Annotated in this window: 9 protein-coding genes; 5 read left to right on the forward strand and 4 right to left on the reverse strand. The window is 51.8% G+C overall.

Annotated features, from left to right (window positions below; translation table 11 throughout):
* Positions 1 to 482: 482 nt before the first annotated feature.
* The gene (locus ACYZYZ_RS06655) at positions 483 to 728 is read right to left on the reverse strand and encodes an FAD assembly factor SdhE (protein WP_305170934.1); all 246 of its coding nucleotides are present in this window, start codon (positions 726 to 728) and stop codon (positions 483 to 485) included.
* A gap of 97 nt (positions 729 to 825) precedes the next feature.
* On the opposite strand from ACYZYZ_RS06655, the gene ygfZ reads away from it, so the two are divergent.
* Positions 826 to 1806: a CAF17-like 4Fe-4S cluster assembly/insertion protein YgfZ gene (ygfZ, locus tag ACYZYZ_RS06660; protein ID WP_461483700.1), complete on the forward strand. Its 981-nt coding sequence runs from the start codon at positions 826 to 828 to the stop codon at positions 1804 to 1806.
* Between the two features lie 53 nt (positions 1807 to 1859).
* Entirely contained in the window at positions 1860 to 2267 is a 408-nt protein-coding gene (locus ACYZYZ_RS06665; protein ID WP_305170932.1) for a PGPGW domain-containing protein, read from the forward strand.
* A gap of 1 nt (position 2268) precedes the next feature.
* Here the strand turns inward: ACYZYZ_RS06665 and ung are convergent, their stop codons facing one another.
* A complete protein-coding gene (gene ung, locus ACYZYZ_RS06670; RefSeq protein ID WP_305170931.1) occupies positions 2269 to 3000 on the reverse strand; it encodes a uracil-DNA glycosylase in 732 nt (243 codons plus the stop codon).
* 113 nt (positions 3001 to 3113) lie between these two features.
* Between ung and ACYZYZ_RS06675 the strand changes: the two genes are divergently transcribed.
* Positions 3114 to 3944 (forward strand): patatin-like phospholipase family protein, encoded by an 831-nt coding sequence (locus ACYZYZ_RS06675; RefSeq protein WP_461483701.1) that lies wholly within the window; start codon positions 3114 to 3116, stop codon positions 3942 to 3944.
* Here the strand turns inward: ACYZYZ_RS06675 and ACYZYZ_RS06680 are convergent.
* Entirely contained in the window at positions 3916 to 4710 is a 795-nt protein-coding gene (locus tag ACYZYZ_RS06680) for an alpha/beta fold hydrolase (RefSeq protein ID WP_461483702.1), read from the reverse strand. The genes ACYZYZ_RS06675 and ACYZYZ_RS06680 overlap by 29 nt on opposite strands.
* Positions 4711 to 4905: 195 nt before the next feature.
* Here ACYZYZ_RS06680 and ACYZYZ_RS06685 point away from each other — a divergent pair, with 195 nt between their 5' ends.
* Positions 4906 to 5931 carry a COX15/CtaA family protein gene (locus tag ACYZYZ_RS06685; protein ID WP_369427809.1) on the forward strand — a complete coding sequence of 342 codons (1026 nt, stop codon included), beginning with the start codon at positions 4906 to 4908 and terminating at the stop codon, positions 5929 to 5931.
* Between the two features lie 119 nt (positions 5932 to 6050).
* Complete coding sequence (locus ACYZYZ_RS06690) at positions 6051 to 6356, forward strand: c-type cytochrome (protein ID WP_305170928.1); 306 nt, start codon at positions 6051 to 6053, stop codon at positions 6354 to 6356.
* Between the two features lie 154 nt (positions 6357 to 6510).
* On the opposite strand, the gene purL is transcribed toward ACYZYZ_RS06690, so the two are convergent.
* Complete coding sequence (gene purL / locus ACYZYZ_RS06695) at positions 6511 to 10377, reverse strand: phosphoribosylformylglycinamidine synthase (protein WP_461483703.1); 3867 nt, start codon at positions 10375 to 10377, stop codon at positions 6511 to 6513.
* Positions 10378 to 10685 lie beyond the last annotated feature (308 nt).

The raw sequence follows: 10685 nt of genomic DNA on the forward strand, positions 1-10685 counted from the left end.
CACTACACGCTGGATTATCCGAAAACGTCCGATATCGCCAAGGACACCATTATGGTGCCCGTCAATTTTGCCGCTCAAAACGTGATTGTTCGGAAGAACTGACACCAACCAGTGTCAGTCTCTGTCGCAAGTGCCTTTGTGCTTCCCGACTAACACTATCTGGGAAAATGAACAGCCGATGACTTTGCCCTTCGCGGAGAAATACAAGCTGTATGAGGCCCGGAAAAATCAGGTAACTCTGAAGTTCAACCTCATCAGTAAGTTGGTTCATTTCCAGCATCCAGATGCCATCTCGCCAACCCAGGTATTGAACCCCTTGCCGATGCCAACGTTGTATACAAAGATATCCACCACAGCAAACCATGATGGCCAGCCCTACTGATATCAGCAGAGGTATGGGTCAAACCAACAACATGAGAACGACAGAAAAATGAATTATCAGCAACCAGGCCAGCAATAACCTGGAAGGTTGAATCTCGAGCTCAACGGGTTTGGGGGCGAGTGTCACGAATAATAGTCACTATCCTTCGCAGATCCGGATCTTCTGGATCTTCCCTGCGCAGAAACCATCCGAACATATCCTGATCTTCACAATCCAGCAGACGATGGTAACGCTGCTTATCCTCTTCATCCAGGTCGGGATAGATTTTGTCGAGAAATGGCAGAAGCACCAGGTCCAGCTCTAGCATGCCTCGCCTGCTCGCCCAGAAAAGTCGATTTCTATCCATTTGCTGATACCCCCGAGATTGCGTTGGAGCGCCATTATAGTGGATCAGCGCAGGTTAACACACTAAGATATCTGCCCTGTGTTTCAAAGGGTTAACCATGGCTAACTGGCAAGGCTGTCTCGGCGATATTGCCGTATTCTCAGAGGAATCCCTATCCCTGAGTTTTGGCGAACTACCCACCCAATATCAAGAACTGCTGGGAAAGCCCACTGTAACCCCCCTCTATCATCAAGGTCTTATTGTCGTTGACGGCATCGACGCCAGTCGATTTCTTCAGGGGCAATTGACCTGCGATGTTTTCAAACTGGAGGTGGGCGATAGTCAACCCGGCGCGTGTTGCAACCCCAAAGGGAGGATGCTGGCCGATTTCTATCTCTATCGTGTCTCTGAACACCGTTATGTACTGCAGCTACATCGCAGCCTGGTGGCACAAACACTTGAGCACTTAAAAAAATATGCTGTTTTCTTCAAAGCGACATTGAGTGACGCCACTGAACAGTTTTCCTTGCTGGGCCTATGCAACTGCGTCAAAAACCTTAAGGATAGCGACTTACACTACTCTGCTGTCAGAAACCTGGACGATGGCCGTCAGATACTCCTAATCGATGCCATTGGCACTGAAATCTCGTGGCAAGCGCTATCAAATCAGGCCACACCGGTAGGTACTGAATACTGGCAATTGCTCGACATACAAGCAGGGCTAGGACACATTCAGTCAGATACGACGGACCTGTTTATCCCGCAAATGCTCAACCTGCAGTCTGTCGATGCCATCAGCTTCAAAAAAGGGTGCTACACCGGGCAGGAAGTCATTGCTCGCATGAAATATCTGGGCAAGCTGAAACGGCATATGTACTGGATTACTATCCCCCACAGGGACAGCCTACCCGGACCCGGGGCACCCTGTTATCTGGCCGACAGTGGGCAGAGCATTGGCAATGTGGTTACCGCCGTACGTAATGGTGAAAATGATGAACTACTGGTTGTTCTGACGGACGAGGCCATCAGCAGTGCTTATCTGGTAATTGACGGAGTCCGATCTGAAATCACTAAAAATGACCTTCCATACTCTATATAAATTATAGAGTTATATAATTGTTGTAATGTGGTTTTTAACATATAGGTGCAGCAATGCTTGAGTGGCTTAACGAACACCAGACCCTGCTGACATGGCTCAGTGTTATCTCCCTTGTGACCTTTGTGGTCAGCCTTATGGCGCTGCCCTGGCTGGTTTCATTGATTCCCGCCGACTATTTTCAGCACCAGGAAAGACAGCCTGCACCCTTAAAAAAGGGACATCCGGTGATTCGCTTCCTGATGCTTTGCGGGAAAAACCTACTGGGACTGGCATTGTTATGCGGCGGAATACTCATGCTTTTTTTGCCGGGTCAGGGACTGTTGACTATCGCAGTGGGGCTGTTGCTGATGGATTACCCGGGCAAGTTCTCACTGGAACGACGTATTGTCGGCCACCCAAGCATTCTGAAAGGGCTTAATTGGCTGAGGAGCAAACGCCATCAACCACCTATCGAACTGTAGGTCACCCGATAGATGTTTCTGGCTTTAACTGATCTGGCGAAACAGTCGCTGGTAGTTGCCAGTCAATAGGATTTTTCCCGTGCTGACGCAGGTACTCATTGGCCCTGGAAAAATGGTGACAGCCGAAAAATCCCCGGTAAGCCGAAAGGGGTGACGGGTGTGGCGCTTTCAACACCAGATGGCGACTGCAATCAATGAACGCCCCTTTCTTCTGGGCATAGCTTCCCCACAACAGAAAAACCAGACCATCACGGCGAGCATTGAGCTCATGTATTGCCCGATCGGTAAACTCTTCCCAACCCCTACCCTGGTGGGCCCCAGCGTTACCCTGCTCCACTGTCAGCGTGGAATTGAGTAGCAGCACACCCTGCTCTGCCCAATGGGCCAGACAGCCATGAGATGGTGACTTGAAACCCAGATCGGAATGCAATTCCTGGTAGATATTGCGCAAGGACGGAGGAATCTCTATCCCAGGCATGACAGAAAAACAGAGTCCGTGAGCCTGATTGGGACCATGGTATGGGTCCTGCCCCAATATCACCACTTTCACCGCATCAAATGGCGTGAAATTGAACGCTGCAAACCAGTTTGAGCCTGCAGGGTAGATGATTTTGCCCTGCTGTTTTTGCTCGGCCAGATAGTCCCTAAGCGTCGCCATATACGGCTTATCAAATTCATCGGCCATAACATCCAGCCAGCTGGCGTGCAGATGTATTTTTCGCTTGTCTTCCACGCTGTCATTCCGGTTATCATGGGTCAGGCTGCAATAAACCGGATATTTCGATCCGAATCAACCTTCACCGTAACGAGAACCTTAAACCACGCGGTTAACCTGATGGAATGTCTGTGAAGAAAATTGGTCTGGCTCTGGGTGGCGGTGGCGCGAAAGGTGTGAGCCACCTTCTCATACTGGAAGCGCTGGAAGAACTGGACCTGAAGCCAGCCTATGTCACTGGCACCAGCATCGGTGCTTTAATTGGTGCCATGTACTGTGCGGGGATGCCAACACAGGACATCAAAGAGATTTTTCTGGAATTCAGCCTGAAGGACAACGAGTCCATCAAGCATCTGGTCACCAAAAAACACATTTTCAAATGGATGGATTTTATCGGCCCTCAGTTTCGTGGCCGTGGCCTGATTCGCGTGGAAAATCTGATCTCCTACCTGTTTGAATCTGTGCAAGCCAAACGTTTCACTCAACTGGAGATTCCACTCAAGGTTGTCGCTTCCGATTTCTGGAATCGCCAGCAAGTTGTGCTGGATAAAGGCGCTCTAATCCCCGCCATTCGTGCCAGCATGTCCCTGCCTGGCCTGTTTGAACCGGTTAAAGTAGGCGGACGTATCCTCATAGATGGCGGTGCAGTGAACCCCGTGCCCTTTGATCTACTACCGGACAGCTGCGACCTGAGAATCGCGGTCGATGTGATCGGGGAGCGTTCCGATACGGAAAAAATGCCATCACTATCTGAAGCCGTGTTCAATACCTACCAGATTATGCAAAAGAGCATTATTCGCGAAAAACTCGAGAAAGCACCGCCTGAAATCTACATAGAGCCCAGCGTGGTCAATGTCAAAATGCTGGAATTCTACCGGGCAAATGAAATCTTCAAACAGGCAACGGCCACGAAGAGCAACCTCAAACGAAAAATCACGCTGTGGGAGAAACACCACGGATAAACTCGGCAATGGCTGTATTGGTCTCTTCCGGTTTTTCAATGGGAGTGCCATGCCCGGAGTCTGCTATAACCACCAGCTTGGCATTCTGCATTGCTGAAACGACCGCTTGTTTAACGGCCACCGGAGAGTAGTCCCGGTCACCGGTTAACATCAGTGTTGGCGTCTGTATCGCCGTCAGATGTTCCAGTACGCCCCACCCGAACAGTGACTTCAAGTTTTTTAGATATACCTTTTTAGGGTTTGAGGCAATTTGTTTGGCCAACATATCGATCAGCTCTTCCCGCCCCTCTCCGGAAAACATGGTTGTAGCCACCTTGCGTCCGTAGGCCTTCATGCCCAGCAGGTGAATCGCTGCTAAGCGAGTCCAGAGCATTTTTCTGGCGGCAAAGGTGTCATTGGGCAATGCCGGACCTGAATTAACAATGGTCATGCTGAGAAGGCGCTCCGGCGCATCGACAGCCAACTGAAATGCCACCATGCCACCCATGGACAGACCAACAATATGGGCTGAAGGAATACCCAGAACATCCATCAGGGAAATCACATCTGCCGCATGAATCGGGACACTGTACGGGCCATCGGGTTTGTCTGAATCCCCGTGCCCCCGGAAGTCGGGTGCAATCACCCGGTTCGATTGACTGAAAAAATCGATTTGCGGCCCCCAATCCTTGCGACTCACACCGAGCCCATGCAGCAAGATTAGTGGTTCCCCCTGCCCTTCATCTACGTAGGCTATGGACACCCCATTGATCCTAGCTTCAGGCATGACCTTATTCTCCTCTTAGAACGTCATGGGACTTTGCCGGATAAGCTGATGACAGGCAAGCCAGCCCCAGGTCGGGCGGCGACAACTTTTTCATAACGGCCAAAATTCCCCGGCAAAACATAGCCGGTTTTGGTATCATTCCCGAGCCAAAATACAGTCCCACTGAAGATTACTCAAAGACGTAGAGACGAAGTTATGAACATGCAGGCTCGTTATGACAGGCAGATCGCCACCTGGTTGATCATTTGCGCCGCCATCATTGTGACCATGATTCTACTCGGGGGCGTCACCCGCCTCACCCGCTCCGGGCTTTCTATGGTGGAGTGGAAACCCCTGATGGGCATTATCCCACCGCTCAGCGAAGAAGCTTGGCTGGAAGTCTTTGAAAAATACAAACAATTCCCCGAGTACCAGAAAATCAACAAGGGCATGAGTCTGTTTCAATTCCAAGAAATCTTTATGTTCGAGTACCTGCACAGGGTGCTGGGCAGGCTGATTGGCCTCCTGTTTCTTGTTCCGTTCCTGTTCTTCTATTTCACCGGTCGAATCAAGGCAGGACTGACTCCAAAACTGGCGGGCATGTTTGTACTTGGCGGCCTTCAAGGATTGCTGGGCTGGTATATGGTGAAAAGCGGGCTGGTAGACAACCCCAGAGTCAGCCAATACCGACTGACTGCCCACTTGGGCACCGCTGTTTTTATCTATGCCTATATCCTCTGGGTTGCGTGGGGGTTGCGCTATCCGAGTCGCACACCAACAGCCAGCCAGGGGCTACAGCGATACGCTAGCACGCTGACGGTACTGGTCTTCCTGATGATTCTATCGGGAGGGTTGGTCGCTGGTACACATGCTGGACATGCCTACCCCACATTCCCCTTGATGGCAGGCAGTTTTTTCCCACCTGGTCTTTATGCTACAGACCCCATGTGGCTTGCTGCCTTTGAAGACCTCACCACCATACAGTTTAACCACCGTATCTTTGCCTATCTGATTATCGTACTGATCAGTGTTTTTGCTGTGAAAGCGTTCAGCCAAGTCGGCATCCAGGATGATGCCAAAAGAGGCTTGAAGCTGATGCTAACGCTGTTGGTTATCCAGGTTTCTCTTGGTATCTCTACGCTATTGCTGCATGTGCCAGTCCCCCTCGCAGCGGCCCACCAGGGCGGTGCTGTACTACTTTTCACTGCAGTACTCTATACCACACATCGCATGAGACACTGATGATCAAAGACCAACAAAAAATCACCCAAAAGGTTTTTCTTTAACGACTGATAATGTAGACAGAGCAAAGTATCGGGTATAATTTCCCCAGTTTATTCCCCCTGTTATGGAGCAATGGCATGAAAAAAATGATTGGAACATTGGTATTCGCGGCGTTGACTGTCACCGCTGGTCAAGTAATGGCAGACGGCGACATCGACGAGGGTAAGACCAAGGCCATGGCCTGTGTGGCCTGCCATGGTGTTGCCGGCATTAGCAGCAATGAAATCTGGCCTAACCTGGCGGGCCAAAAAGCCGGTTACCTGGTTAAACAACTCAAGGCCTTCCGCGACGGCACTCGCAGCGACCCTGTGATGAGCAGCATGGCCAAAACATTGTCCGATCCGGATATTGATGATCTGGCTGCTTATTACTCCAGCCTGTAAAAAGACTGCCTGTGCACGGCCGCAAATGATGGGGTGAGCTGTGCTAGGAGTCTCGTAACGATACTATCTATACAATGCTATAGACACAAAAAAGCCCGGCTATTGCCGGGCTTTTTTATTGTTGAGCATATGCCGTTGTGCCGACTATGACAGATTAACCCACGAAAACTCGGGCATTTCTGAACAGGCGCATCCAGGCACCATCTTCTCCCCAGTCATCCGGGTGCCATGAGTTGGTCACCGTTCTGAATACCCGCTCCGGGTGAGGCATCATAATAGTTGCTCTGCCATCGTCACTGGTAACGCCGGTAATACCGTAGATAGAACCATTCGGGTTGGCCGGATAGCTCTCGGCGACATCCAGATAATTATCCAGATAACGCAACGCCACACGGTCAGAAGCATCAAAGGCATCCACATCCTGATCAGGTCCAAATTCAACGCGACCTTCGCCATGGGCCACAGCAATCGGCATATACGACCCCTCCATCCCGGCGAGCATAATCGATGGTGATGGACTCACTTTTACCAGCGAGAAGCGCGCTTCAAATTGCTCCGAGACATTGCGCACGAAGCGAGGCCACTGCATCGCACCGGGAATCAGTGTTTTCAGGTTAGAGAGCATCTGGCAACCGTTACAGACACCAAAGGTGAAGGTATCCTGGCGCTCAAAAAACTGCTGAAACTGGTCGCGTAAAACACTGTTGAACAGAATGGTTTTAGCCCAGCCCTCTCCCGCCCCCAGCACATCGCCGTATGAGAAACCACCGCAAGCCACCAGGCCCCTGTAGTCCTGCAAATGATGTCGACCACTGAGCAGGTCGCTCATGTGGACATCCACTGCACTGAAGCCGGCACGATCAAAAGCGGCCGCCATTTCCACGTGGCCATTTACACCCTGCTCTCGCAACACGGCTATGGCAGGGCGAACACCGGTGTTGATAAACGGAGCCGCCACATCCTTATTAATATCGTAGCTGAGGTTGGCACTCAAACCCGGGTTGTCAAAAAACAACCCATCAAACTCCTGGCGGGCACAGTCCTCATTATCCCTGAGAGCCTGAATCTTGTAGCTGGTCTCACTCCAGCGACGCAACAGTTCAACCCGGCTTGAGCTGAACAGGTACGCCCCGTCCTGCATAATCTCTATGGCGTCGCCGCGATCCAGCGTCGCGACCTTGGTGACGGCAATACCCGCTTCCATAAAGCGCTGCTTGAAGGACTCAACCCGGTGAGTCTCCACCTGTACCACTGCGCCCAATTCTTCATTAAACAGAACAGAAAACGCATCTCCTGGTTGTTCATCCAGGCAGATGTTCAAGCCGATATTACCGGCGAAAGCCATTTCGACCAGTGTTGTGAACAGACCGCCATCGGAACGGTCATGATACGCCAGAATATCCCCCGCCTGATTCGCAGACTGAATCAGCTCAAAAAATGCTTTCAGTTTTGCGGCACTGACCACATCCGGCGGAGTATCGCCCATCTGGTTATAGACCTGAGCGATAATGGAACCACCCAGACGATTGCGATTGTCACCCAGGTCAATATAAAGCAAAACCGTCTCACCCAGATCGGCCCGCAATTCCGGTGTCAGGGTCTTGCGGACGTCCTGCACCGGAGCAAATGCCGAAATGATCAGTGACATAGGGGCAGTCACCGCCTTGTCTTCACCGTCCTGGGACCAAGTGGTGCGCATGGACATGGAGTCCTTGCCTACCGGAATGGTGATACCCAGCGCGGGACATAACTCCATACCCACAGCTTCAACCGTGCGGAACAACTTTTCATCCTCTCCGGGGTGTCCGGCGGCACACATCCAGTTGGCAGATAGTTTGATGTCAGATAGCTGGGCGATCGGGGTGCCGGCGATATTGGTGATGGCTTCACCAATGGCCATACGACCTGAAGCCGGGGCATCCAGCAACGCCAGAGGCGTTCGCTCACCCATGGCCATCGCCTCACCGGCATAACTGTCGTAACTCACGGTAGTGACGGCACAGTCAGCCACAGGAACCTGGCAGGGCCCAACCATCTGGTCACGTGCCACCATGCCCGTTACTGATCGATCGCCGATGGTAATCAGAAAGCTTTTACTGGCCACCGTGGGATGGCTCAGTACACGCTCGACAGCATCGTCAAGACTAATGGACAGACCGCTGAATGGCTGAACCGGAATTGAACGGGTTTCGGCAGAACGGTGCATTTTCGGCGGCTTGCCAAACAGCACAGACATGGGCAAGTCCACGGGTTTAGACGCGAAATGGGTATCGTTCAACAGCAAATGCTTTTCATCCGTAGCCTCACCCACAACCGCATAGGGGCATCGCTCACGCTGACAGATAGCCTCGAACCGGGCCAGATCTTCTGGTTTGACGGCCAGAACATATCGCTCCTGTGCCTCGTTACACCAGATAGCAAGCGGCGACATGCCGGGTTCATCATTGGGGACATTCCGAAGCTCAAAGCGACCACCGCAACCACCATCTTTTACCAGTTCCGGGAATGCATTGGATAACCCCCCCGCTCCAACATCGTGAATAAACGCAATGGGGTTACTGCCTCCCAACTGCCAACAGCGGTCAATCACTTCCTGACAACGGCGTTCAATTTCGGGGTTCTGGCGTTGTACCGAGGCAAAATCGAGATCCTCGGCGCTGCTGCCTGATGCCATGGACGATGCAGCACCACCACCGAGGCCAATCAACATCGCCGGGCCACCCAGTACAATGAGTTGACAGCCCGCCTGAAATGGCGGTTTGTCGACATGCTCGGCGCGAATGTTGCCATAGCCACCGGCGATCATGATGGGTTTATGATAGCCGCGCCGTTCGCCATCAAATTGCTCTTCAAAAGACCGGAAATACCCGCACAGGTTGGGCCTGCCAAATTCATTGTTGAATGCAGCGCCACCGATGGGGCCTTCAATCATGATATCCAGCGCGCTGGCAATACGATCCGGCTTTCCATAGGGCTGTTCCCATGGCCTCAGAAAACCCGGTATTTGCAGGTTGGAAACGGTGAACCCGGTAAGACCGACCTTTGGTTTGGAACCGCGGCCTACCGCACCTTCATCTCGAATTTCACCACCAGAGCCCGTACCAGCGCCGGAAAAAGGCGCAATAGCCGTCGGGTGATTATGGGTTTCAACCTTCATTAACAGGTGGATAGCTTCCTGACTGTAGCCATAAACCTGGGTGTCCGGATCAGGGTAAAAGCGTCCCGCCGTGCTGCCAACCACTACCGAGGCGTTATCCGCATAGGCCGAAAGAACATTGTCCCCACCCAGCTCGTAGGTGTTCTTGATCATGGAAAACAGTGACAGTTCCTGATCCTGGCCATTAATCGTCCAACTGGCATTAAAGATTTTATGGCGACAATGCTCAGAATTAGCCTGGGCAAACATCATCAACTCGACATCTGTTGGGTCCCTGCCCAGCTCATTAAAACTGTTCACCAGGTAGTCAATCTCGTCATCAGCCAACGCCAGCCCCAGGCTAACATTGGCTTCGGCCAACGCCGGTTTGCCCTGAGAAATGACAGGAACGGAAGTCATCGGCTGGGGTTGCTGGTGCTTGAACAGCTGGACTGCATTGTCCTCCGCGTCGAGTACGGTTTCGACCATCCGGTCGTGTAAACAGGCTTTGAGCGCTTGCTGTTTGCCAGGTGTCAGGCTGCCTCTCAGGTAATAAGCCACACCACGCTCCAAACGCCTGATCGCATCCAGCCCCGCGTTGTGTGCGATGTCCGTTGCCTTACTGGACCAGGGAGAAATCGTGCCGGGACGTGGCGTCACCAGCATTAACTGGCCACGTAATGACTCAGGCTCTAGCCTCGGGCCGTATTTAAGCAGGGATTCAAGGGTCGCCGCTTCCTCACCACTTAGGGGACGCTCCAAATCAGCAAAATGCAGGTACTCGGCATAGAGACTTTCAACCCCGGCATCAACCTCCTGTAACTCACGAAGCAGCTGTTGTTTTCTAAACTCGGAAAGTGCTGGGGTGCCACGAAAGATCTGCATGTTAAAAACTCGATTGGGACTGACGGAAAGGCGGCTATTGTAATGGAATTGCACGGCTATCGTCAGGGGAAGTGCAGTCCCGATTTGGTTGCTCATCACCATTTCCAGCTCCTCAACATGAGAAATCTGTAAATACACGTGATAACCTTTCCGATACCCCGTTCACGAACAGAAAAATAAGGGGTTAGCCCGTCTCCAATAACAGTAGCGGGCGGTGTCTAAGCGAGAGCATACTTCCGTCACTGGCACATTTTTGGGTAGGTGAATGCTGGGCTTTTATTTTCATCTCAAAAAAACCACAAAGCGTA

The organism is Porticoccus sp. (assembly GCA_023261185.1).
Lineage (GTDB): Bacteria > Pseudomonadota > Gammaproteobacteria > Pseudomonadales > Porticoccaceae > Porticoccus > Porticoccus litoralis.

Excerpts from the sequence above, each read along its gene's own strand:
- ACYZYZ_RS06690 (WP_305170928.1), top strand. The coding sequence starts at position 6,051 with ATGAAAAAAATGATTGGAACATTGGTATTCGCGGCGTTGACTGTCACC.
- ACYZYZ_RS06665 (WP_305170932.1), top strand. The coding sequence starts at position 1,860 with ATGCTTGAGTGGCTTAACGAACACCAGACCCTGCTGACATGGCTCAGT.
- ACYZYZ_RS06685 (WP_369427809.1), top strand. The coding sequence starts at position 4,906 with ATGAACATGCAGGCTCGTTATGACAGGCAGATCGCCACCTGGTTGATC.
- purL (WP_461483703.1), bottom strand. The coding sequence starts at position 10,377 with ATGCAGATCTTTCGTGGCACCCCAGCACTTTCCGAGTTTAGAAAACAA.
- ACYZYZ_RS06655 (WP_305170934.1), bottom strand. The coding sequence starts at position 728 with ATGGATAGAAATCGACTTTTCTGGGCGAGCAGGCGAGGCATGCTAGAG.
- ygfZ (WP_461483700.1), top strand. The coding sequence starts at position 826 with ATGGCTAACTGGCAAGGCTGTCTCGGCGATATTGCCGTATTCTCAGAG.
- ACYZYZ_RS06680 (WP_461483702.1), bottom strand. The coding sequence starts at position 4,710 with ATGCCTGAAGCTAGGATCAATGGGGTGTCCATAGCCTACGTAGATGAA.